27 protein-coding genes and 2 pseudogenes are annotated in these 23,269 nt (G+C 46.4%); 9 read left to right on the top strand and 20 right to left on the bottom strand.

What is annotated here, in order from left to right:
- Positions 1-176: 176 nt before the first annotated feature.
- From H8S52_RS09210 to H8S52_RS20155, 6 genes and pseudogenes are all read right to left on the bottom strand, one after another.
- A pseudogene (locus H8S52_RS09210) lies at positions 177-1,173 on the bottom strand (phage integrase SAM-like domain-containing protein); the annotation flags it as partial.
- A gap of 522 nt (positions 1,174-1,695) precedes the next feature.
- Positions 1,696-2,472 (bottom strand): hypothetical protein, encoded by a 777-nt coding sequence (locus tag H8S52_RS09215; protein ID WP_186909690.1) that lies wholly within the window; start codon positions 2,470-2,472, stop codon positions 1,696-1,698.
- Positions 2,472-3,872, bottom strand: a complete 1,401-nt coding sequence (gene dgt / locus H8S52_RS09220) for a dGTP triphosphohydrolase (RefSeq protein WP_186909691.1) — start codon at positions 3,870-3,872, stop codon at positions 2,472-2,474. Before dgt ends, H8S52_RS09215 begins: the two co-directional genes overlap by 1 nt.
- Positions 3,873-3,978: 106 nt before the next feature.
- Positions 3,979-5,346 carry a helix-turn-helix domain-containing protein gene (locus tag H8S52_RS09225; RefSeq protein ID WP_186909692.1) on the bottom strand — a complete coding sequence of 456 codons (1,368 nt, stop codon included), beginning with the start codon at positions 5,344-5,346 and terminating at the stop codon, positions 3,979-3,981.
- Between the two features lie 56 nt (positions 5,347-5,402).
- Positions 5,403-6,074, bottom strand: coding sequence for an AraC family transcriptional regulator (locus H8S52_RS09230; RefSeq protein WP_186909693.1), 672 nt, complete (start codon positions 6,072-6,074; stop codon positions 5,403-5,405).
- 195 nt (positions 6,075-6,269) lie between these two features.
- Positions 6,270-6,459, bottom strand: a pseudogene (locus tag H8S52_RS20155) (hypothetical protein).
- Between the two features lie 666 nt (positions 6,460-7,125).
- On the opposite strand from H8S52_RS20155, the gene H8S52_RS09235 reads away from it, so the two are divergent.
- The 9 genes from H8S52_RS09235 to H8S52_RS09275 all read left to right on the top strand — a co-directional run bounded on the left by H8S52_RS09235 (position 7,126) and on the right by H8S52_RS09275 (position 10,812).
- Positions 7,126-7,341: a hypothetical protein gene (locus H8S52_RS09235; RefSeq protein WP_002560959.1), complete on the top strand. Its 216-nt coding sequence runs from the start codon at positions 7,126-7,128 to the stop codon at positions 7,339-7,341.
- A gap of 11 nt (positions 7,342-7,352) precedes the next feature.
- A complete protein-coding gene (locus H8S52_RS09240; RefSeq protein WP_002560960.1) occupies positions 7,353-7,574 on the top strand; it encodes a hypothetical protein in 222 nt (73 codons plus the stop codon).
- A 13-nt stretch (positions 7,575-7,587) separates the two neighbouring features.
- The gene (locus H8S52_RS09245; protein WP_002560961.1) at positions 7,588-8,004 is read left to right on the top strand and encodes a PcfK-like family protein; all 417 of its coding nucleotides are present in this window, start codon (positions 7,588-7,590) and stop codon (positions 8,002-8,004) included.
- The gene (locus H8S52_RS09250; protein ID WP_002560962.1) at positions 8,001-9,332 is read left to right on the top strand and encodes a PcfJ domain-containing protein; all 1,332 of its coding nucleotides are present in this window, start codon (positions 8,001-8,003) and stop codon (positions 9,330-9,332) included. Before H8S52_RS09245 ends, H8S52_RS09250 begins: the two co-directional genes overlap by 4 nt.
- A 24-nt stretch (positions 9,333-9,356) precedes the next feature.
- Positions 9,357-9,614, top strand: a complete 258-nt coding sequence (locus tag H8S52_RS09255) for a hypothetical protein (RefSeq protein WP_002560963.1) — start codon at positions 9,357-9,359, stop codon at positions 9,612-9,614.
- A gap of 19 nt (positions 9,615-9,633) precedes the next feature.
- Positions 9,634-9,864 (top strand): DUF3873 domain-containing protein, encoded by a 231-nt coding sequence (locus H8S52_RS09260; RefSeq protein WP_002560964.1) that lies wholly within the window; start codon positions 9,634-9,636, stop codon positions 9,862-9,864.
- On the top strand, positions 9,804-10,106 hold the full coding sequence (locus tag H8S52_RS09265) for a hypothetical protein (RefSeq protein WP_306425397.1): 303 nt from the start codon (positions 9,804-9,806) through the stop codon (positions 10,104-10,106). The genes H8S52_RS09260 and H8S52_RS09265 overlap by 61 nt, the downstream gene beginning before the upstream one ends.
- A gap of 53 nt (positions 10,107-10,159) precedes the next feature.
- Positions 10,160-10,468: a hypothetical protein gene (locus H8S52_RS09270; protein ID WP_002560966.1), complete on the top strand. Its 309-nt coding sequence runs from the start codon at positions 10,160-10,162 to the stop codon at positions 10,466-10,468.
- Positions 10,469-10,590: 122 nt separating this feature from the next.
- Complete coding sequence (locus H8S52_RS09275) at positions 10,591-10,812, top strand: hypothetical protein (protein ID WP_004356138.1); 222 nt, start codon at positions 10,591-10,593, stop codon at positions 10,810-10,812.
- Positions 10,813-10,876: 64 nt separating this feature from the next.
- On the opposite strand, the gene H8S52_RS09280 is transcribed toward H8S52_RS09275, so the two are convergent.
- The 14 genes from H8S52_RS09280 to H8S52_RS09345 all read right to left on the bottom strand — a co-directional run bounded on the left by H8S52_RS09280 (position 10,877) and on the right by H8S52_RS09345 (position 23,261).
- A complete protein-coding gene (locus tag H8S52_RS09280; RefSeq protein ID WP_002560968.1) occupies positions 10,877-12,334 on the bottom strand; it encodes an ATP-dependent endonuclease in 1,458 nt (485 codons plus the stop codon).
- A 161-nt stretch (positions 12,335-12,495) separates the two neighbouring features.
- On the bottom strand, positions 12,496-13,023 hold the full coding sequence (locus tag H8S52_RS09285; protein ID WP_002560969.1) for a hypothetical protein: 528 nt from the start codon (positions 13,021-13,023) through the stop codon (positions 12,496-12,498).
- A complete protein-coding gene (locus tag H8S52_RS09290; RefSeq protein ID WP_002560970.1) occupies positions 13,020-13,523 on the bottom strand; it encodes a DUF3872 domain-containing protein in 504 nt (167 codons plus the stop codon). Before H8S52_RS09290 ends, H8S52_RS09285 begins: the two co-directional genes overlap by 4 nt.
- The gene (locus tag H8S52_RS09295) at positions 13,520-14,422 is read right to left on the bottom strand and encodes a toprim domain-containing protein (protein ID WP_002560971.1); all 903 of its coding nucleotides are present in this window, start codon (positions 14,420-14,422) and stop codon (positions 13,520-13,522) included. Before H8S52_RS09295 ends, H8S52_RS09290 begins: the two co-directional genes overlap by 4 nt.
- Positions 14,423-14,429: 7 nt before the next feature.
- Positions 14,430-15,005, bottom strand: coding sequence for a conjugal transfer protein TraO (locus H8S52_RS09300; protein WP_008764729.1), 576 nt, complete (start codon positions 15,003-15,005; stop codon positions 14,430-14,432).
- Between the two features lie 2 nt (positions 15,006-15,007).
- Positions 15,008-15,994: a conjugative transposon protein TraN gene (gene traN / locus H8S52_RS09305; protein ID WP_002560973.1), complete on the bottom strand. Its 987-nt coding sequence runs from the start codon at positions 15,992-15,994 to the stop codon at positions 15,008-15,010.
- Positions 15,995-16,041: 47 nt separating this feature from the next.
- Positions 16,042-17,388, bottom strand: coding sequence for a conjugative transposon protein TraM (traM, locus tag H8S52_RS09310; protein ID WP_002560974.1), 1,347 nt, complete (start codon positions 17,386-17,388; stop codon positions 16,042-16,044).
- Complete coding sequence (locus H8S52_RS09315) at positions 17,369-17,656, bottom strand: TraL conjugative transposon family protein (protein ID WP_002560975.1); 288 nt, start codon at positions 17,654-17,656, stop codon at positions 17,369-17,371. The genes traM and H8S52_RS09315 overlap by 20 nt, the downstream gene beginning before the upstream one ends.
- A gap of 39 nt (positions 17,657-17,695) precedes the next feature.
- Positions 17,696-18,319 carry a conjugative transposon protein TraK gene (traK, locus tag H8S52_RS09320; protein ID WP_002560976.1) on the bottom strand — a complete coding sequence of 208 codons (624 nt, stop codon included), beginning with the start codon at positions 18,317-18,319 and terminating at the stop codon, positions 17,696-17,698.
- Positions 18,320-18,350: 31 nt separating this feature from the next.
- Entirely contained in the window at positions 18,351-19,355 is a 1,005-nt protein-coding gene (traJ, locus tag H8S52_RS09325; RefSeq protein WP_002560977.1) for a conjugative transposon protein TraJ, read from the bottom strand.
- A gap of 4 nt (positions 19,356-19,359) precedes the next feature.
- Positions 19,360-19,989, bottom strand: a complete 630-nt coding sequence (locus H8S52_RS09330) for a DUF4141 domain-containing protein (protein WP_002560978.1) — start codon at positions 19,987-19,989, stop codon at positions 19,360-19,362.
- Positions 19,990-20,012: 23 nt separating this feature from the next.
- Positions 20,013-20,393 carry a DUF3876 domain-containing protein gene (locus H8S52_RS09335; protein WP_002560979.1) on the bottom strand — a complete coding sequence of 127 codons (381 nt, stop codon included), beginning with the start codon at positions 20,391-20,393 and terminating at the stop codon, positions 20,013-20,015.
- Between the two features lie 34 nt (positions 20,394-20,427).
- The gene (locus H8S52_RS09340) at positions 20,428-22,932 is read right to left on the bottom strand and encodes a TraG family conjugative transposon ATPase (protein WP_004356142.1); all 2,505 of its coding nucleotides are present in this window, start codon (positions 22,930-22,932) and stop codon (positions 20,428-20,430) included.
- On the bottom strand, positions 22,929-23,261 hold the full coding sequence (locus tag H8S52_RS09345) for a DUF4133 domain-containing protein (protein ID WP_008764731.1): 333 nt from the start codon (positions 23,259-23,261) through the stop codon (positions 22,929-22,931). Before H8S52_RS09345 ends, H8S52_RS09340 begins: the two co-directional genes overlap by 4 nt.
- Positions 23,262-23,269 lie beyond the last annotated feature (8 nt).

Below are 23,269 nucleotides of genomic sequence, written 5' to 3' on the forward strand. Positions count from 1 at the left end.
TGTCTTTCTCCCCAGCGATGCACTCGCCCTTGGCAATTAAAGCGGCCATGCTGCAACCGACATGCGACACTCCCCATTGGGTTTTCCCTACGGATAAGTCGGTTGGGAGTAGACTTAGAACCTAGTCTGGTCTCTTGCTAAAGAGACATTCATTACGCAACCTTTACGGGCGCACGGTAGCTGTTCATATTCTGATTACAGGGCACAGGTAACAGCACTCCTCGCTTAATGCAAGTGGGGTGATTATCGTACTTTTTGAGAATAGCCATCGGAATATCCAATAGTGGAATGTTACACATATTATTCGTCTTTTGGCGTGTCTTGCGAATCCGGTAGTGTCCGTTATTATCTTTCGTTATATGCTCGGCGGCGAGTTGCTGAACATCTATAAATGCCAAGCCCGTAAAGGCGGCAAAGATAAATACATCACGCACCAAGGCAAGGCATATCAAACTCCTTTTGATAGATACGCATCAATTCGTCCATCGTCAGGAACTCTCGCACAACCTCCTTCTCATGGAACTTAATGCCCGCAAATGGATTCTTCTCTATCCACTCGTTGGCAAGTGCAAGGTTGATGATCTTCTTCAAGCACTTCATATAGCGGATAACGGTGTTCTGCTGGCAATTCTTTTCGCTCTTTAAGTAGAACTCAAAGGCTCGTACCAATTCGCCATTCACCTCGGTAATTGGAATATCCTCCTGCCCGTATTTGAGTTTGAGAAGTTCTGAGAGATAGCGGGTACAACTTTCGTAGCCTCTTACGGTTATTAGGGCAAAATCTTTACCTACCAATGCTCGGCATTGCTCGTTGTGCTCACGCATTGTGCCGATGATGGTGCGTACTTGCTCCACCTTTTTGTCCACCCCGAAGAACTTTTCCTGCAATATTCGGGCTGTGATAAGTTCCCCATTCTCTTCGAGTTGCGTATAAATTCGGTGGAGTTTGATGCAGCTCTCTTCGATGTAGTTATTCAGCTCTGTGGATTTGCGGCTTTTGCCCCTCGCGCACTCCTTTGCCTGGTTCCACGACACAGGTTCAATGCTTTTGCGGATGTTTGTCTCTACTCTTGCACCATTGACTGTGATACGCATACATACCGAAGCCTCTCCGTTCTTCAGCAGTTTGGTTTTCTTGATAAAGAAAAGCACATTGAATGAATCTCGTCTCATTTTCTCCTACTTTTAAGTTAAACAATTAGTTCGACAAATGTAGGAATCTGAGCCCGTTTTGACGCTATGCAAAATATTGTGAATCAGCGAAAAACGCTCTTTTAAGGTGGAGATATTTGGAACACCTGTTTGCTCCACCTCCTGCTCCACCAAAGGCGGTCATAAACCGCACTTTTTTGCGTTTTGGGGGAAAATAAAAAAATCCTGATTTTTATTGAAAATCAGGATTTTACGTTGTTTTGCTTTTCTTTTCTGTGGTGCCACCAGCAACCGAAAGTCGGTTTGTATGGCACTATTTCTCAATAAGTTATATCTTTATCACGATGTTAGTCCCTTGAATAAGGTTTTCACAGCTTTGCACCGTTCGACATCAGTTTGTTTCTTGGGTACGATTTCTGAGCACAAAGATAATATTTATATTGTGTTTGGTAATTCTTATGCCTTAAATATTTTATACTTTAATGCATATAAGCAATATTATGATATTGTATTCATGCTAATTTATAATTAGTTAGTATGGAGTCATAGAAATAGAGATAGCTGAGGATTATCTTTCATTATATTTTTAATGTTATCTATTAGAACCTCATCACTCAGTTCATGATCATATTTGGGGTATTTTCGTTTGATTGCAATAATGTGATATGCAAACTCTTGATATTGATATTTTAAATGAAAAAGTCTTCTTTGTAAATAATCTTTGCAGTTTTGAGAGTATTGCAAGTCGTATTTTATATGAAGAAATATAGCACGTAGAATATTAGCTTCAATTGTTGGATTGAGTTTTTTATAGTTGTCATTTTTTTGAATTATATCTAATTCCATTTTCTCAACACATTCATTGTAGTATTTAGAACATAATTCAAGTTTATTTATGTTCATAACGAGTGAGTCAAAATTATAGAAACATCCTTCTGCTATATTTTCAACAATATATTGTTCGTTCAATTTGACTAAATTATTCCTAAAACTCCAATTGTTTTCAAAACTCCATAAATCGACTTGATAATCACAAAGATCAATTTTGGCTCCTCCCATTCTGTTGATATTAAATTTTAACTTTGAATTTGTCAATATTGAAATTAAACGATTTGAAGGAAGATTGAAAATTATATCTAAATCTCTTGATGCTTTTTTATTAGCTATATCTCTTAAATATCCTCCTATAACATAAGCAGTCCCTTCAACAAGCGTTTCATACAGAAAAAACTTAAATATAGGGTAAGACTCCAAGAAAGAATAAAATTCCTTCTTGAAGTTAAGTTTGAATAAATTATAATCAGATATAGGCTTTAGCATTATAGTTTTATTCCTTTTAATTTTTGGTATAAATCTAGAGCATATGAATCAGTCATACCTGCAATATAATCAACTACAAGTTGATATTTTTTATATTGTTTACTAACATTTTCGTCTTTATTATAGTTTTCGTATATAAAACGAAAACTAGATGATATTAGTTTATACAATCTAGATTCTTTGTTGTTGCCTTTTGTTTGAAAATTGTCAGATTTTGTAGCAGGAATAAATATATCTAATAATCCATATAATGCTTCCCAGCCAGCTATTTCTGTTTTCATAATCTTCTTATTGTCGAAAATTATCAACTGAAGTTCTTTGTACGCCTTTCTAATATCTGAAGCAGTAGAAGCTAGTATTAATTCATAGGGAAAACTACCATCCATTATTGTGTCATAGTTTTTTTTAAAACATTCAATAACTGCTCCAATCATTCGTCCTTGAGTAAGTACTCTAAAGTTTTGAACAATTAAAAAAAGTTTTTCATTATTGAATGATTGAAACTGATTATACAGTTTGTCCAATTCTTCCAACAAGTCCTTGTTCTGTTTAAGATTTTTGTTAAATGTGGCTTTGATGATTTCAAAATCAATCAATCCTAGCTTTGCTCCATCTTCAATATCTGCTGCACTAAAAGCAATATCATCTGCTGCTTCTAATAAATATGTTACAGGGTGTCTCTTATTCTGCAATTTTAGCACTTGAGATATTTCTTCGTAATCCTTATTTTCAGATGCAAAATATCCAAATTTTTTTAAAGCAACATGTTTAGCCAGCTTTCCTTCATTGCCATTAATTGAAGAATGCGGATATTTTATGATACACGCTAAAGAAGGATATGTTAAATTGAAACTGTATTCATCTTTGAAGAAATGCAACTTTCTTAATATTCTAAATGTTTGAACATTACCATCAAAATTTGTAAGATCTTGTATCTCCTGATTTCCCAATCCTTTCTTATTTTCTTCTTCATTAAAGAAATCAACAAAGTAGCTTCTTATTGCTTCTTCGCCAAAATGTCCAAAAGGAGGGTTGTCTAAATCATGAATAAGTCCACTAACCCGTAATAGAGAACTAATATGTCCTTTATAAATTTCTGTTATATATTTTTGTTCTAGCAAGAATTTTTCGATACTTAACCCAATTGAACTAGCTATATACGAAACTTCGAGTGAATGAGTTAATCGGGTTCGTATAAAATCACTTTGTTCTAAGGGAAAGACTTGTGTCTTGTCTTGAAGGCGTCTTATAGGTGAACTTGATATTAGCCGTCCATAATCCCCTTCAAATGGATTTCTTCCATCAAAAGTTTGTCGGGGAGACTTTTCTCTGAATGTTTGGTCTAGTAAAAGTTCACTCCAACGTTCCTGTTCCTTTATTTGTTTCTCGATTTCTGCCATAATCTTTATTTTCTTGCAAAGTTATATAAAATATATTTTAATTATTCGCTTTGTTTATTTAGCGATAATTTTGGGTTGTATTTCTCAATATAGGGTGTGCTAATTATTATTCTTTTAAATAATATCCTCCTATTTTAGGTGCTCCTCTGAATTCAATCAGATTTTGCTTAGATAAAGAACTTAAATATCGTTTTATAGTCGGTACACTCTTTCTTAATTGTCGTGCTATTTCTGTAGCATTTAATCCTGCATGTTCTTTCAGTAAATTAAGAACTTCCTGTTTCTTCTCATTTACTGTATCATTTACTGTATCATTTACTGTATCACTCATGATACCGTGTTTTCTTTTGAGTACTATCGTAAATATCCCTTCCGTATGAAATTCCGGTTCGGGTAGATTTGCTTCCCTCATGGCTTCCTGCATACGAGGAATACCGGATGCAACTCTTTCGACCAAGTGCATACGGGTAAATAAACCGAAAATTAGCGGATTACGTGTCATGCTTTTATGCCCGAAATCTTTAGCTACAATAGGCAGAAGTCCTCCGGGATTGGAAATCTCTACCCGGTCGTCAAACATTTCTATCATAATGCTTGCACCTTGTTCATAGTAATCACGATGTGACAGAGCGTTTATAATGGCTTCTTTAAATACGGTCAGAGGTATTTCCCAAATTTCTTCTCTTGGTCCTGTTCCCTCTATTTTATAGGCTACTTGCAGTTTACTTTCTAACCAAGCTATAGCCTGTAGATATTGCTGGTACAATGAACCTCCGAATGTTTTATCATCTATAATATAGACTTTATTCGTTCCCTTGAAAAGAACACACCTTGTGATAGCATGTGGAAACTTTCGTTCAGGTTGCTTGCCGAAGAACATCGCTGCACCGTTCTTTGCCGTTCCATTCTCGGTAAACAGTTCCAAGTTTTCAAATATTTGTTTGTCGGGTGTGGATGGACTTAGTTTTGCTTCTGTTCGGAAATCCTTAATCATCTGTTCATCTGCATCTGTGTAGATATTGAACCAATGGCAGGGTATATGGTCGAAGAAGATTTTGTTACACTCCTGAAAGAAGCTGCGCATTTCTTCGGCTGTGCGAAGTTTCTGTGAGTTTGCCCCCTCACGGACATAGATAGAACCGGAGAATATATAAGGTTTATCCTTGCCGGACGGAACATCAATCACCCAAACAGTTTTATTCACAATATTTACGGAATACAATTCACAGTGGAGTGCAGGAGATATTTCGCTGATAGAACCTTGAATAGCAGAACGCTTATCGTTTTCTAAGTTAGTATCTACCACTTGTCCGTTATCATCTACTCCAATAAGCAAATATCCTCCGTCTGCATTGGCGAAAGCACATATTTCCTCTGTCAGTTCACGCACCTTTGAAGGAACACGAACCTTAAATTCTACATTGTAGCCTTCTCCGCTATCAATAAGTGATTGTATGTTTTCTGTATTTAGCATGAATTTTATCTTAACAGTGCAAATTTACGGATAAATCAGTGAAAACAAAATAGTTGTCATAAATTCCTTTTCCTAAATTCAGAGGGTATGACGCCTTTATATTTTTTGAATAGCTTGTTTAAGTGGCTTTCATCTGTAAAGCCTAATTCAGCAGCAATCTCATTGATTCTCATTTCGCTATGCAATAATCTGTTTTCTACTAACTTCAACTTATATTTGATGATGTATTGTTGCATTGTTTCATTTGTATGCTTTTTAAAATAGCGCCCCAAATAATTTTGCGAGATGCCAAAATGCTGGCTAATAGTGTCTGCCTTTATTTTATCGGGATTATATATATTGTTTTGGATATATTGCAAAATATCTAATGTCTTTTCCTCTGAACGTTCATCAATCTTTTCAGGCAGATACTTGGCTATGTTACGAGTAACGATGACTATCAATGTATTTATTAATTGTTGTATCAGTTCTTTGTTATACAAATCTTGATTTACATATTCTCTTATAAGAGCTTCTATTATAGACTTTATAAGCGGTTTATCCGTGATGTTTTTTAAGATACAACCCGGTTGATGATTGGCATGTTGAAGAATAAATTCTAAGTTCTTAATATTTTTAGTTCCAAAGAAACCAGAATGAATATATATATCATTAAAACGAATGAAAAAGAATTTTGTAGTAGTATGAATATCAAAAGAATGGCAATCTTGAGGGGTTATTAGAAACATATGTCCCTCATGATAATCAAATTTATTATTATTAATGCCATTGGAAGTTACGAAAAGAGTGTAATTTATTGAAAATGAGCGTAGGTTAATTGCTCTTGATAGTAATAGGTTACGATTTAGTTAGTTATCTACTGCATTATCCTTCTGCGCGTCGCGTAACCTTCAAAGAACTCTTTGTATGCAAAAGTAGCTATTTTATCCGAGATTTTGATATAAACTCCCGGATTTTTTATCACCTCATTCATTAGTTTTTCCGTAAAAGCGGTATTGTTCGTCGGAACACCATTGCCCAAAACGAGTTTAGAACAAACGTGTGCCGACTACCGCATAGCCAGAGAAAAGGGCATTGCCTCACGCCTAAACGATGTTTAGACTGATGAAGCAATGCCCCTTTCTTTTGCGTCTATGCCAAGAGGTGCTTTTACGGGCTACCAGATGATTTTTCTTTTTTAGCTGTTTTTTGTGCCGGAAGCGGAAAGTGAATGCAGAGAGTGTCAGCCTGCCCCATAAATGAAACAAGCGGCCACACACAGCGGGCAATCCGGGAAGAATGATTGTTGCCACCCGGCTGGACAAGTCCCGTCGGATCGGAAAACAATCATACTCCCTTTGTTGTGGTTTGCCCTTTTCACGCTTCCGGTGATGTCTTTTTCCTTTTGGTGATTCCTTTTTTACGGATTTTCCCCTGAAGTTTTTTCTACCCAATCTGCCTCTGGTTTCGTTTACCTCCATTTTGCGCCTTTCAGTGAGCCGCATCAGTCAGTCATTTTCGTTCAGGGCGCAAAGGTAATTCCGGGATTGGACGGGAAAGCAAGGTCAAGCCTCCTGTTTTCTGCGGAAATCTCCAGCCCTTCGGGTAGTATTTCCCCGAAAAACCTTGCATTCCCTAATCCCTACCTTTTCAAGCACCCGAAACGAAAACGACCGATGCGACAGAAAGACGCATAAAAAAAATGTCGGATAAACGAGAGGCAGATAAGATAGTTTGAAACTCAACTCCCTCAGCTCTTGAATCCGCATAAAAAACAAAAAAATCAAAAACAGCGAAGATATGACGGCAACGGCAAATTTCAGACAAGTGGCGCAATACATCGGGTTGGCGATATGCGGCTTGATGATGCGCACCGCCTTCGGGGTGTTCGGCATCCTTTGGGACATCATCAGAGAGATTATAAACGGAGTGTTCCGAGTGGCGATAGGTGTAATCGTGGCTATCCTTTCCACCATTGCCTACTTCGGCTTCATCCTTTGGTTATTCACCCTTTAACCCTTACCGACATGGCAAAGAGAAACAGCAAGACGGTAGCGCAGCAGTGCAGATATTACGAGGTGGACAACATCTTCGTGTATATGGTGGAAACGTACATCAACGGTAATTTTGAAACTTTCCGAAGATTGTACCACGAACTGAACAAGGACACACGGAGGGACTTCATGGACTTCCTTCTCAGCGAGGTAGAGCCGACCTATTGGAGAGAGAGACTTAAACAGACAATCTAAAAACGACAGCGATATGAAAGGAACAGACCATTTCAAAAGAACGATACAAATGTATCTGGAACAGCGGGCGGAGGAAGATACGCTCTTTGCGAAGAAGTACCGCAACCCTGCCAAAAACATAGACGAGTGCGTGACCCACATTCTGAACTATGTGCAGAAAAGCGGTTGCAGCGGCTTCACGGACGGAGAGATATTCGGGCAAGCCATCCACTACTATGAGGAAAACGAGATAGAGGTGGGCAAACCTATGAACTGCCAAGTGGTGGTGAACCATGTTGTGGAACTCACGGAAGAGGAAAAGGCGGAGGCACGTCAGAACGCAGCTCGCAGATACCAAGAGGAGGAACTCCGCAAGTTGCAAAACCGCAACAGACCGCCAGCGAGAAAAGTAACCCAATCCCAACCCTCATTATTTGATTTAGGCTTATGAAACCGAAGACCAAGATACAGAAAAAGGTGGCAAGACTTTCAGCCAACCTTCGCCCCATATCAGCGACACAAATAGATTGGGCATACCGCCACTGTATTGAACATATCGGCTACCGCACCAAGAAAGGGAACATTACCTGCTCCGACTGCGGTCACGAGTGGTACAGCAACAGCGTACTGTGCGACACCCTTGAAGGCTGTACCTGCCCCAAATGCTATGCCAAACTCAAAGTGCAGGACACACGCAAACGTATCTACAAGGAAACGCAGTATTTCAGCGTGATAACCACCTGCAAAGGCTATCAGGTAATCCGTGTGGCGCAGGTCAGATGCGAGAGCAGGAAAGGCGAGCCGATGCACTTCTATTGCCACGAGGTTGTGCAGCGTTGGATTTCACCCGACGGTAAGGTTACGGACATGGCGTTGCTCCGTGGCTTCACATTCTATTACTGCGATGTATGGGCATTGTGCAGCGCGATGGAGATAAGACCGCACAACAGCCTATACGATGATGTTGTGGCAAGAAGCTGTGCATATCCTAAGATGAGGGTATTACCCCAACTCAGACGCAACGGCTTCAAGGGCGATTTCCACGGCATTTCCCCCGTGCGTCTTTTCAAAGCCTTGCTTTCAGACCCAAGAATTGAAACCCTTATGAAAGGCGATGAGATTGAGGTCATGAAACACTTTCTTTTCAATGCCCGTACTGCCGATGAATGCTGGGCATCATATCTGATTGCCAAGCGTCACAAGTATCGGATAGACAACTTCTCCATGTGGTGCGACTATCTGCGTATGCTCAACAAACTCGGTCAAGACCTCCGCAACCCGAAGAACATCTGCCCCGAAGATTTCATGGCGGCACACGACAACGCAACTCGAAAGATTGAAGCCATACACGAGAAGGAACGGGCCGAACAACGCCGCCGCTGGGAGATTGAAAGGCGTGAGCGTGAACAACAGCGGCAACTGCAAAGGGAAAAAGATGCGGAGGATTTCATTGCCAACAAATCCAAATTCTTCGGATTGGTAATCACTGACGAGGAAATAATCGTCAAGGTACTTGAAAGCATAGACGAGTATTACAGCGAGGGCAAGGCACAGAACATCTGCGTGTTCGGCAGTGAATACTACAAGAAAGCCGACACCCTCATACTCTCGGCAAGGATTGGCGGTGAGATAATTGAAACCGTAGAGGTGGATTTGCGGACACTCAAGGTGGTGCAGTGCCACGGCAAGTACAACCAAGACACCGAATACCACGAGCGCATCATAGACCTTGTGAACAAGAACGCCAACCTTATCCGTGAGCGGATGAAAGCGGCATAGCATAAACCCTAAAACAACATTGATATGGAAGTAAGAATCGAAAGCATGATTTGTGTGTGGGACGATAAAATCCCCACCTTGTTCCTTGAATTTGTAAATCTCCTCACTCTCTCAACAAGTGAGGAGGGATTAAGAAAGAGCGTAAAGGAGTTTGCCGAGAAGCACGAACTTGACAAGTTTTTCCTTTACGGCTTCGGCTCTCACCATTTCTACCTGCACCAACGCTACACGAGCAACCCCGAAATAGTGATGAAGAACAGAGTTCTGTCAGTACATTTTTAATCATCTAAAAAGCAACATTATGGCAACACGAATGACCATCAACGGAGTAAGCACCTGTACGGAAGCAGGGACGGAGAAATATGAGCGTTTCCAATCGGGTATCGGCAGACGCAAGCGGACACTTGTGCAGTACGACTACCGCCATACGGACGGAGAACTGTTCACTTGTGTCAAACCCACATTGGACGAGTGCCGAACCGCAAGGAACAAGTGGCTGAACGCAAAGCAGGGAAAGGAGGGCAACCGATGAACACGACCTATCAAACGCTGATAGTCAAATTCAGCGAACCTATCGCGGCATTGGACGGTATCTTTGACGATGCCCAAGCGTGGGGAACGGACACCCTCAAAGGGTGGATAGATGATTACGAAAGCACACGTTTCACCGCCACCGACAGCCATACGGCAGTCATCACGAGCGAGTACAATATGGAGTGTGTGAAGGAGTGGCTGCAACGGCAGACACCCATTGCCGAGATGCGAGAATTTTGAACAAGTTGGCGGTGTCCGCACCGCCAGCACTTAAAACCCTAAAAACAACGAATATGATAGCACAGACGATATTACAGCAGATAGGTGGAAAACGCTTTACCGCCATGACAGGTAGCCGAGATTACATCAATATGGGCAACGGCTTACGGATGAGCCTTGCAAGGAACAAGACAAGTGCCAACCGCCTTGACATCATCTATGATGCGGGGGCAGATCTCTACAATATGCGCTTCTACCGCAGGACATTCAGCAAAAAGACATTCGAGTGCAGGACGAAGGACATTGCCGTACACGAGGGTATCTATTTTGATATGCTGGAGGAAATGTTCACGATGGTGACGGGACTTTACACACGCTTTTAAGAAGAGGAACGGGCGGTAAAATCGCCGCCCGCTACTTTTGTCAGTGAGCAGTGGGCGGCACAAAAGTAGCAAAAAGCCCAAGTTCCAATCTGTGATACAATTTACAAAAACAAGTTTTAATCATGGAAGCAATCAGACAGAACGGAAAAATCATCTTGCACAGCAACGACGGCATAAGCATAAAGATGATTTTCAGAAACCTTACGGGAAGGAATTTTCAAGGTCAGGAGTATGCGGACTATATTAGCCACATCGCAATTGGGAGCATGGGGTTTACGCCCGGTAGCATTGAGCATTGCAGGGACGGTGGCGTGATAGACACGGGAACAATCCCGAATGTATGAAAAGCGGAAAATCCAATGAAGTTGGCGGCTTCATCGGATTTTTCCGAAATAATCATTAAGTATTTTAATTTTGAAATGTTTTTTGTAAGAATGTTAGTAGTTTAGACATATCTTCCTTTCGATATATCATTTCACAAACTTTTTGAACAAATACATTTTCTTCTATTCCTTGTTCTTTTAAGTTTTTAATGAGGTAATTATAAAACGCCTTGTCGTCATTCTTTTTGATTAAACTATCCACCACTTCTTTTAGTGATTTAACTTTGAAAAAACGGTCACCTATTTCCTTGAAAAAATCAGCATCTTTATTTACAATAATTTTTTCATGTAGGTATTTTTCCAAACTATGTATTGGCAGAAAATTTATTGTTAAATTAGTATATAATCCCTTTTGCTTATATAGTTGTTCAAAATCCGGTTTTACATCACCATCAAGAACACTTAATACTTTTGTTCCAACCCCTGCTAAATTTGACTTACAAATATCATCTTGCATTTTTAACACATTCTCCCAACCACCACTTGGTAGAATATTAATCAATTTACTTTTATACAAGGCATTTTCATCAATTATATTCTCCAATATATATTTAGCCAACACATCCTCTACTAAAATAAGAAAATCGTATCCCGAATGTTGATAAATATCTCGTGTTGCATATGATGGATAACATGGATTTACAATAGCGATATTATCCAACTCCTTTTGTAAATGAAAAATATTTGAAGGCTTTATTTTCCTAAGTAATTCTATTGAATGACTTGAAAAATATATAGCAAGATTATACTCTGTAGCCAATTTTTGCAAAAAATCAACTAACCTCATGATTGCAGATGGATGCAATGCTAATTCAATTTCATCTATCAATATAAGCCGTACATCTTCAGACTTTGCAGGGCGAACAATGACAACATTCAACATATGCAATAAGCTAATCAACATATTTTCTCCTGCACTCATACAAAACTGATTAACTATTCCATTAGTTCCTTCAATGAAATATGGAATTCCTTTGAACGCTTTAAGTTGTGCTAATGTTCTATTTTTAATGCGTTTAAGATTTGTATAGAAATCATAATTTCCATGCAAAATATAACTTAAATTGCGCGAAACAAACGAATCTGCATCAGTTAAAATTGTATTATTAACTCTTTCAGCTTTTAGTAATGTATCATAATTTGCATCTATAAAACGCATTCCATGTATTATGCTACCTTCATAAAAACCTTTTAGAGATATTATATCAGTTGAACTACAACTCCATCCTCTACTGGCTTTTGTCCAAGAATTTTCTTTTCCATCATAGGATATTGTGATTTTACTATTAGATGAATAATCATGAGGTTGAAAAACATTGAATGCAGAGTTACGTACAACCTTAGAAATGACTGTCATGATAGTACTTTTGCCTGTTCCATTAGCTCCAGTTATAGCATAAAGTCCTGTTTCTATTGGTAGATTTAACTCAATATTATTGATGTTCTTTAATTGTTCTATTTTTATATTTAATTTATTATTCATAATTGTTCTGTCTTTGGACGCAAAATTAGGCATTTTATACTGAATGACAAAATGTTATCATAAAATAATACAACTAAAGTAATATTGAGGTGATACATAATTACCCCTGCTCTTGAATTATAAAACAGAGGTAATTATTTTTTTTACGAATTTTGCATCAATCACGGGATATACAGCAGCGCAAACTCCACCTTTCTCCGTGTGAGCAGCATGGCATGGCGTTTTCCCTTGTAACTGCAAAAAGCAATATATTCATGGTAGATGTTCCTGTCGCCAGCCTCCAACTTCTTTATCAAGGTGCTTTTGGGGATTGTCTTGCTACCCAAAAGCCGGTATGGACCCACGTTGTAGGCAAGCGTGGCGAGTAAAAGGCTGTCTTTCCCGAACTGCCGGAACATCGCGCAGAACTTCCGCAAGTCTTTCCGCAGAAGCACGTCCGCCTGCCGCTTCGTCATGGTTCGTGCCGAATATCTTTCGTCCGGCAGAATTTTGTGACCCCAACCCACGTATGGGTGGTGTTTTTCCGAGTGCCAGCCCTCAAAATATTTCGTGCAGCACACCGCCCTCTCGAAAAGTGGCAAACGGTAGATTGCCGCCTGCCCGTCCATTCCCTCTCGGCGGCTGATCCGTGCGGACACGGAACAGACCGCCATAAGCGAACAGAGCATTACCATGAATACACGCATCATTTCAGCAAGGGGCTGAAGTTGCCGATGGGAACGATGGTCAAACCGTCATCCTTTACATTCCGGTTGTTGAAGTCAAATTCCAGCTCGAAGGAGTTGCCGAAGTTGTCCTCCACCACCACAATAAAGTTGTGCGCCTCTTCGCCCTCCGCCGTGTAGTACAGGCGGAACTTTTCGTTCTCCAGCAGGTAGCGGTCGTTGGGCAGGAAGGTGATGCCGTTATCCATTTTCAACTTTCCTTCTCCCTCAAACTGAAAATAGCGGATGGTATAAAGCGTGTTAGCGAAGTCGCCCTCCTTTTTCAGTTCACAGCGGATTTCCACCGTCTGCCCCTTTGTCACCTTGTTCGGCACGGGCATGACCTCCACCGTGAAGGGATAGGACTGTTGGATGTCCATGTCGTCATCGCACGACACGAGGGTGAATGACACAGCGGCTATCAGGCATAACGCCACCACCTTAAAGATGTTTGTACTCTTGTTTCTGTTGTTCAGTATGTTCATTGTTCTTCGATTTTTAGATGATTGTTTTTCTGTTTTTTCGTTGTCCGTTGCAGGTACTCATTCAAGTCCTTGCAACCGTCATAGAGGGAGGAACGGTCGGCGACACGCGCCCCATACCGTTTGGCAAGAGCGTCAAGCGTCCGCCGTCCGGCTTCGTCACGGTCAAGGAAGCATCCGATGCGCCCGTAGCCGTCCAGCAATTCCGCCGCCTTCTCCACGTTGGCGACAGAGTTCAGAACAAGGCAGTCAGCGTTACCGGTTACGCCAAGCGTCACAGCGGAGAGAAAGTCCATGAAGCCCTCAAACACGAGGCACTCGTCAGCCGGGATTTCCTTCGTCCTTGCCAAAGACACATCTTTTGGCGGGATGCACCCCTTGAAAAATCGGCTTCGGACTTCATATCCACCTGCCATATTCAGGAAACCGACAGCAAAATACCGTTTTCCACGCACACTGTAGTTCAGACGGCAACAGTGACGGGATGTGATGGCGATGGGTATGCCACGTTCCGCCAGATAGTCCGTCAACGGTGAGCGAAGTAACGGAGCGACCTCCACATCCTCAAAGACGGGTTCGGTCGGCTTCGGGAGATAGGCGGGCTTTTCCCATCCGGCAACCGTCATATTGGCGGCTTCCGCTATGAACTTCGCTTGCTTCATGAAGTCATCGCTTTGCAGAAACTCCCCGGCAAGCGTGAAGATGTCGCCGCCCTTGCCCAAACCGAAGTCGTACCAGAGCTGTTTCGCCACGTTCACACGGAAAGAGGGTGTGCGCTCGCCCCTGTACGGGGCAAGATACCACAGCTCGTTACTGCTCCTTCTAACAGGCTCATGCCCCAGCCGTGCGAGAAAATCCGTAAGCGGCATCCTTCTGACAGCATCTATTTCCGTCCTTTCCATGCCCGTGTCAGTTGATGATGAACTTGATACCGACCCCGAACTGCGTGTGAAACTTCCGCGTGTCGCCACCCCAAAGGCAACGCTCCCGCAGATTGGCAAGCAGGGCTATACGGTCTGCCACGTAGCATTCCACATCGAGCGTCAGCGCGCCGCCGTAGATGAAGGCGTCCCGGTCGTGCAGCGTAGAACCGTCATGCAGCACCTTCGTTCCCCAGTTCACCGACTCATATCCGGCAAGAGCCGAAGCCCCGGCATAGACGAACACGATTTTTCGAGCGTCCGACAGTATCTTGAAGTAATAGCCGCCCTCCGCCGTGAACTGCGCCACGGGTATCTTGGTGTTCTTGTAAGGATTGTTTTTCAGGAGGTATTCGCCACCGAACACCCACTTGTTTCCCCTCTTCGTGTAGGTGGAAAGAGACGCCCCGAAACTGTAGCCGCCGTCCTTGCCACCGGGATTGAAACCGTCCGCCATGTCCGCCCTTACCTCGATGCCATGCATCTTCGGCAGACACCGCTGGGCGTGCGCCTGCCCCGTGAAAAGGGCAAGCGACGCGATGATTATTGCGATGTATTTTCTCATGGTCAGCGCACTTGAAGTTCGTTAATGGTGCTGGCTCGTACCAAATCCTCGTTCTCAATCACGAAGGACTGGTGACGGCCGCCGTTCTTCTCGTTCAGCTCCACCACGAGGCACTTGTCGTCGGGGATGGTGAACTTCGCCATCGTGAAGACCGTGCGCTCACTTTTTTTGCCCGGCACGAGAGTGGCGTAGTTCTGCGCACGGAGCGGCAGAATGATCTGCTCCTGCACGGCGGTACGTTTCGCCACCTTCTTGTCCACGATTTTCCAAGTGATGTAGTCCACATCGAAAGGCACGTTGCTCTGGTTCTTTATCTCCGTGTGGAAGTAGAGTAAGCCGTTGTGCGTGTAGATGCCTTTCAACAGGTATTGGATGCCGAAACGCTTGCAGCCGATATGCTTCACCTCGCGCTTGTTCTGTTTGTGGATGGACTTCATGATAAGGCGCACCAGCATCGGGCTTTCGCTGCCCAGCTCTTTCAGATAGATTTCCTGCGCATTGTTCGGGCGGTTCACCGTACTGCCGTCATGGATGAAATCGCACATCTCCACGTTGAGTAACAGCGGTTCGGCGGCGTACTTCACGTTGAAGGTGTAGAAACTGCCGTCCTCCGTGATGACGGACATATTCGTTTCGTTGGGAAAATTTCTCACGGTAGCCTTCACGCGGATGACGTTCTCCGCTCCGTCGGCTTTCCCGGCAATCAGGTCGGGCGAGCCTAAATCGACATAGCGCACCTCCGCCGGAAAAATGACGTGGACGGTCTTGTCATAGGTCACTTCCAGTCCGTGCGGCGGTATCATGCGGTCGAAGGTCAGCTTGCGCGACAGACCGTGATACAGGTCGCCGTCCGCCTCCTTCTGCGGATAGACCTCCTTCGTCAAGGTCGGCTGTTCACTTCCTTTGGTCGTTTCAACGGTTACATTCTCCTGCGCGTTGGCAGTTGCGATGCCCATAGCGAGGGCAAACATGATGATTACTTTTCTCATTACTTTTGGATTTTAGTGGTAAATGTTTTTTTGATTGATTGTTGTTTTCAGTCCTTTTCCTGATAGAGCATGACCCTGTACCCGGCTTTCAGATGCACCTTTACGGTTCGCATCTTCTTGGCGATGTACTGGCTCGTGCCTTGTATCAGCCCCTTGCCCAAATCGGAGGCGAGCTGCGCCCCGGCATTGGTGGAGATGTTGATGCTGCTCCCTAACGAGCCGCCCATGTTGGCGGCGACCTCCCTGACGGCGTTCATCTCCATCGAGTTCGGGATGAAGATACCGGGCTGTCCGTCCGTGTCATAGACCGCAAGCTCCACCGGGATAATCGTGCCATCGTATTCCAGCGAGGTGACCTCGATGTCGAGCCGCTCACCCTGTATCTTGCCCGTGCCGACCACCACTGCATTGCGTGGGATTGTTCTGCCCGCCACCGCCATAGGCTCCAGCAGGCGCAACCTTACCGTCTGTCCGTCCGTCACGCTCTGCGCACCATGCACACATGCCGGGATGGTATTCCGGTCCGATACCTCTGTAGTGCCGACAGCCGTGTTGAACCCCCGGTTGCGCTCCTGCGAGAAGGTGGCGACAAACTCCGCGTTGCTCATGGGCTGTGCAAGGGAGGAAACGACTTGGCGGGTCACTTGCCTTACGGGTGTCGCCGTGTTCTTCTTTCCCTTCTGCACGGTGGAAGGCTCTGCCGCCTGTTCCGGCTTTCCTCCGTTCTGACCGCCCATGTACTTTGCCGCCAGCTCATAGGACTTCTCCATAAGTGCCACCTGTTCGTCCATAGATGAAGTCCTGCCCTTCTCGCTTTCCAGTTCCGACTCCAGCGAGGCGATGCGCTCCAACAGCTCATCCATCTCGGCATTGTCGTTCTTCGGCTGTTCGTAGAAGTTGCCGAGGGTGGCGTTCAGGTCACGGTAGGCGGCTGCGGAGGATTGGATGGTCTGCGGCGTGGCGGGCTGTGCCTTTTCCTCTTTGCCGCCCGGATTGGCGAGGTCGAAGTCCGTCCCGTCCTCCGTTCCAGCTATCTCGCGGTCGAACATGTCGCCCAGCTGCCCGATGGCACGGTTGCGGCTCTCCAGACGCTCTTCCATCTCCCCATGCTCGTAGGCTTTCAACTTGTCGCCGATAATCTGCCGGTTCGCCTTGTCCGCGTCGGGCATCTCGGTGTTGTATCCGTCTGTTCCCGGCTGTTGCTCCTTGCCGGAGGACGGGGCGAATATCAGCCACATCGCCCCGATGAACACCAGCACCATAGCGGGCAGGACTATCATCTTCTGCCGTTTCAGCCGCTGCGCCTCGGTCAGCGGTTCGCGCCCCTTTTTCGGCTTTCCCGTGTCGGGAGCGGCTTTGTTCTCTTTCGTCGGTTCATTCTTCGTCTGTTCCATATAAATAAGGTGTTAAGTGATTGTCAGTTTCCACCGGGGTCGGCAGTTCCACCCGTCCGGCGTGTCCCGTTTCCATGCGTAAGCCGTCGTTCCTGCCGATGTCATAGACGGCTCTGCCGAAGGTGTAGAGGGCAAGCACCGCGAAGGCGGCGAGCATCCCCAGTACGATGCGGCGGCGTGTTTCCGGCGGCAAACCGTCCAGATACCCTTTGAGCCTTGCCACCAGCCGTTTCCGTTTGTCGTGGAGCTTCCAGTACACGCCCCACATTGTTTTTCTGATACTTTTTACTTTCCGTTTCATAATCCGTTACCGTTTGATAGTCTGTAAATCCTTATTCTCGATGATGGTGAAACCCTCGATGGTGAAGCCGTTGGGATTGTCGTCCGACCGTGATGCGTTCAGCAGGCGGCAGGTGGTCACGAGGCTGCGCTCGGTGACGTTGCTTTGCCGGATGATTTTCTGCGTGGCGTAGGTCACGGCTCGGTAGGGATAGGCGTTGAAGTCACACACCACGCTGTCCACCTTCAACACTTGGTTGATGTTTCCGGCGATGATGCGGTTGTAGTACCCCTTCTCGGCGAAGTCCGAATAATAGTGGTACACGCTCTTGTCTGCCAGCAGCAAGGCACGTTTTACGTTGTGTTCAATCGCGCTTTTTTCAGGTGACAGCGTGAAGAAAAGCTCGTGGAAGCGGCGCACATGCTCCCGTGCCTCCGCTGGACGGTTCTGCGACAGATCCTGCGACAGCGCAAGCATCAGCGACTTGCCGTTGTCCAACACATAGATTTTCTCCCGTTGCTTCTCCGCGAAACGGTAGGAGTTCCACACGCTCCACACCGTCACCACGGTGCACAGCGAGAGGAAGACGATACCGAACAGGCGTATCTGCCTGAACGATGATTCGATGTTTTTAAGTGACTTAAATTCCATTGTTGTTTATTCGTTTTTAATTGTCAGTTGATTATTTCAGCAGTTTCCCGGCACGTCCGACCACGTTTCCTGCGGCTGCACCCGCCACGCTGCCCGCCATGCTTCCGGCTCGTCCCGCCATCTGGTTCACGTTGCGACCGTAACCGCCCATGCCTCCGGCTTGGATAATCCAGCCGGCAACGGTGGGAATGGTGAAGTATCCGATGATGCCGATGCAGAGGAACACGATATACACCCCGTCGCTCGAATCCAGCGAGAAGTTCGGGTCTGCCTGCATCCGCTCGATGTCGCTTTGCAGCATCAGCACCTGTATCTTCGCCAGTATGGTGCTGAACATGTCCGACACCGGAAGCCACAGATAGACCTGTATGTAGCGGCATATCCACTGCGTGAGCGTGCTTTGGAAACCGTCCCATACCGACAGGGCGAAGGCTATCGGACCGAGTATCGCCAGCACCACGAGAAAGAAGGTGCGGACGGTGTCTATCACGAGGGCGGCGGCTTGGAACAGCAGTTCCAGTATCTCGCGGAAGAAGTCGCGGATACTCTTCTTCATGTTGTACATTCCCCGGTCGATATACATTCCCGCCATCGTCACCATGTCGGAGGGCGACCAGCCGAGTTCCTCCAGTTGCTTGTCAAATTCCTCGTTGGACACGAGGTAGGCGGTTTCGGGGTTGCGTACCATCGCCTCGTATTCCAGCTTGTCCTTCTGCTCCCGGTATCGGTTCATGTCCAGCGTTTCCGCCTCCAGCATCTTTGCCGTGCCCTGTACGACGGGTGAGAGGATGCTGTTTATCGTGCCCAGCACCACAGTCGGGAAGAACATGATGCACAGACCGATGGCAAAAGGACGGAGCATCGGGAATACGTCTATCGGTTCGGCTCTCGCCAGCGACTGCCATACCCGGTAGGCGACGTAGAACAGCGCACCCAGCCCGGCGATGCCTTTCGCCACACCCGCCATGTCCCCACATAGCGGCATCATCTGCTCATAAAGTGAGCGTAAAATCTGATGAAGGTTATCGAACTCCATAGGCTTACCAGTATCTTTCGTTCATGTTCCCGTACAGCCCCATGATGCGGTCGAGGTCGTTCTTTTTCTTCGCACGCAGATAACTCACGGAGATGTTCTTGTTGGTGTAATAGCTCACAAGGTTGCGGTAACGCTTCATTTTGGAGTAGCAGCGTTCCACCACGTCCATGCGCTCCTTGTCGGTCATGGAGAGCGTGGTGATGTTCACCACATTCTTCAGTTCCGTCAATACTTCGTTGCTCTCTTCCAGCAGTTTCGTGTAACCGAAAGCGATTGCCGACAGCTCTTCTGGTCTGAAATTTCCATCACGGAGCATCCTTTGGAAACTGTTTACATAAATGTCGGTGATGTCGCCTACCATCAGGATGGTCTGCTGCACCTTGCGGGCGTCCTTGACGAGATTGTTCACCGATTTGAGGGCATCGTAATACTTTTTGCCCTGCTGATAGATTTTCACCGTTTCCTGAAAGTTGCTCACCATGTTCGTGGCAGTCTTGGAGGTATGGATGATGTTTTTGGAGGCATTGATGATACCCTGCGCCAGATTGCCCGGATCGCTTACGACCCACTGTGCGCTTGCCCTGCCTGCGAAAAGCAGGCACAGGCAGATAATCATTGTTATTCTTGTTCTCATGTTACTTTGGATTTTAGTGGTTGTTATTCTTCTGTCGGGTGTCCCGGCTGCGGTTTCACCCGCACATAGTCGCCGCCCGGCGAGAAGGTCAGCACGTCCGTTGCCTCGTTGTAGGACACGTCGATGCGGAAGCCGGTGTTCATGAACAGGTTGTCGTTTTCCTCCTGCAAGAGATAGGTTTCCGGTTTCAGCTTGCGGCGCAGACCGCTCCGGCGGAACACCGTCACCTTGTAGGCTTCGCCCTCCTTGTAGATAAGCACATCGGGCTTCCCCTCCACGCTCTCCCAGTTCCCGCACAGCATATCACGGCGGTTATCGACCACATCGCAGGATTGCAGCATCATGACCGCCAATCCGATCAGGCACTTGCTGACTTGCAGCATTTTAACTTTTGATAAATTCATACGCATTTCTTGTTTTTAGCTGATGATTAAATGATTAACTTTTGGTTCTCCGCTTCTCGGCAAGTTGCCGGATGGCGGCTTCGATGTCGCCGCCCAACTTCTCCGCCAGACGGTAAACCTCCACTTTCTCCGTTTCCTCGGTGGTGTACGCCAGATATTCTTCTGCACTGACCTCGGTGGCATAGACCGCCGATTGTGTGCCACCCAAGCCTATCCACACCTCCTTGTAGAGCCGTGAAGGGTTGTTCGCCATGTTGATGGAGAGTATCTGCCCTTTCTCCTTTTCCGTCAGTCCGAGCAACGCCTGTATCTGGTCGAACTTGTTCATGTACTTGCGCTGGTCGAGAAGTATCTTGCAGTCGGAGTTGTTGATGATGCTCTCCTTGACCACGGGAGAGGAAATGATGTCGTCCACCTCCTGCGTCACCACGATTGCCTCGCCGTAATATTTTCTGACCGTCTTGTACATATAGCGCAGATATTCAGCCATGTTCGCTGAAGAGAGAGCCTTCCAAGCCTCTTCCACAATAAGCTGTTTCCGTACCCCTTTTAGTCGCCGCATCTTGTTGATGAAGGCTTCCATGATGATGATGGTCACGACGGGGAACAGTTCGCGGTTTTCCTTAATCGAATCTATCTCGAAGACAATGAACCGCTTGCCGAGCAGGTCGATGTTCTCCGTGGAGTTGAGCAGGAAGTCGTAGCGTCCGCCCCGGTAATACTGCCGCATGGTGGTGAGCATGTTGTCGATGTTGAAGTCGGACTTCTCCACCTTGATGTCACGCTGTGCCAGTTCCTTGCGGTAGTCGTCACGCATATACTCGTAGAAGGTGTTGAACGACGGCACGATGCTACGGTCGGATTGGATGCGCTCAATATAGGCACTCACGGCACTGCCCAGCTCGCCGCTCTCCGTCTTTGTCACCTTGTCGTCCTCCGACTTCCAGAGCGTCAGCAGCAGGGTCTTGATGCTGTCCTTCTTCTCCACGTCGAAGATGTAATCGTCGGTGTAGAACGGGTTGAACGATATGGGCTTCTCTTCCGTGTAGGTGAAATACACGCCGTCCGCTCCGCCTGTCTTGCGTCGGATCATGCCGCACAAGCCCTGATAGGAGTTTCCCGTGTCCACCAATACCACATGTGCGCCTTGCTCATAATATTGGCGCACGAGGTGGTTCATGAAGAAAGACTTGCCGCTGCCCGAAGGACCCAGCACGAACTTGTTGCGGTTGGTCGTGATACCCCGCTTCATGGGCAGGTCGGAGATGTCAAGGTGCAGCGGTTTTCCCGTGAGCCTGTCCACCATCTTGATGCCGAAGGGCGAGAGCGAGTTGCGGTAGTTGGTTTCCTCTGTGAACAGGCACACCGCCTGTTCGATGAAGGTGTGGAAACTCTCTTCCGCCGGGAAGTCCGCCGCATTGCCGGGTATCGCCGCCCAGTAGAGTGTCGGGCAGTCGATGGTGTTGTGGCGCGGCACGCATTCCATGCTTGCCAACTGGCTGCCCACGTCGTTCTTGATATGCTTCAGTTCCTCCGCATCGTCGCTCCACGCCATGACGTTGAAGTGTGCCCGTACCGAGGTCAGTCCGTAGGAATGGGCTTCGTTCAGGTATTGGTCTATCCACTCGCGGTTGATGCTGTTGCTCCTTGAATAGCGAGATAGCGACTGCATGTTACGGGCGGACTTCTCGAACTTATGCAAGGTTTCCTCACTGTTGTCTATCAGCACATACTGGTTGTAGATATGGTTGCAGGAGAGCAGAAGCCCCACCGGGGAGGCGAATGACAGTCGGCAGTCACTCCGGTCGGTGGAGAGCTTCTCGTAACGGGTGTCGGTAGCCACCTTGCCCGGCAGGTCTTCCGCGTCGGAGAGGGTGTGCAGACACAGGCGGTTGTCGCCGATGCGCATCTCCCTTGCCGAAAGCTCGATGTCCTGCAAGGTGGTGTCACCTTCCGACATGAGCGAGAAGTAGCGTTCAATAAGTCCCGTATTTCCCTCAGTACCCACAATCTCATCGGTGGAGAGGCGGCGCAGCCTGACAAGCCCGCTGTCGTTCATGATGCGCTCGAACTGTTCGCAGGCTTCCAAGAACTTGGTCGTGGTTTCCCTGTCCAGCTCCTTCGGGATGATATGTCCCCGGCACAGCGTGCTGAAATTGCTCTGCATCCGGTTACGCTCCTTTGTTGTCTTGGTCAGGTAGAGGTAGCAGGTGTGTTTCAGGTACGGACGCTCGTTGAAGTGACGCTCGAAAGAGCGGCTTAAAAAGCTCATGTCGTCCTTCTGAAGCTCCGGTTTGTAGCGTTCCTTGATGAACCAGTCCTGTTTGTGGACGACGGAGTAGTCCGGCAGCACCTTGATAGCCTTGCACCAGCAACTGTGTATCGCCTCGTACTCCGCACCCGTCACGGTGTAAAGTTCCGGCAGTTCCACCTCGAAAGCCACCGTGATGTCGGCGTCCTTTGAGATGATGCAGCCATGCTCCACCGCTAAAAGTGGGAACCTGTTTTCCAGTGTTGTCATTTTCGATGTATTCCTCATTGTCTTTCTTCCTTTCGTTGTCGTTTGAACAGACGGGGTATCCGCCGCCGGTTGATAAGGTATCGGGGATGGCTCCGTGCCGCTCCTAATTTCATCAGCCCGTGTTCGCCGTACCGGGCGTTCAGCGCGAAGGTCTGCCATACAAGGAGGGAGGACGATGCCGCGCCGAAGCCGATACATATCCACTGGTCGATACCGACCATGTAGAGGATGACGAACAGGACGAAGAGAGCCAGCAGACCTCCGCAGAAGATGAAGAGGTACTGTGCCTTCAAGCCCTTGAACTCTACCGGACGGCCGATACCCTTGTTGATTGGGTATTCAGCCATACATTATT

This window comes from Bacteroides sp. NSJ-48 (assembly GCF_014287405.1).
Taxonomy (GTDB): domain Bacteria; phylum Bacteroidota; class Bacteroidia; order Bacteroidales; family Bacteroidaceae; genus Bacteroides; species Bacteroides stercoris.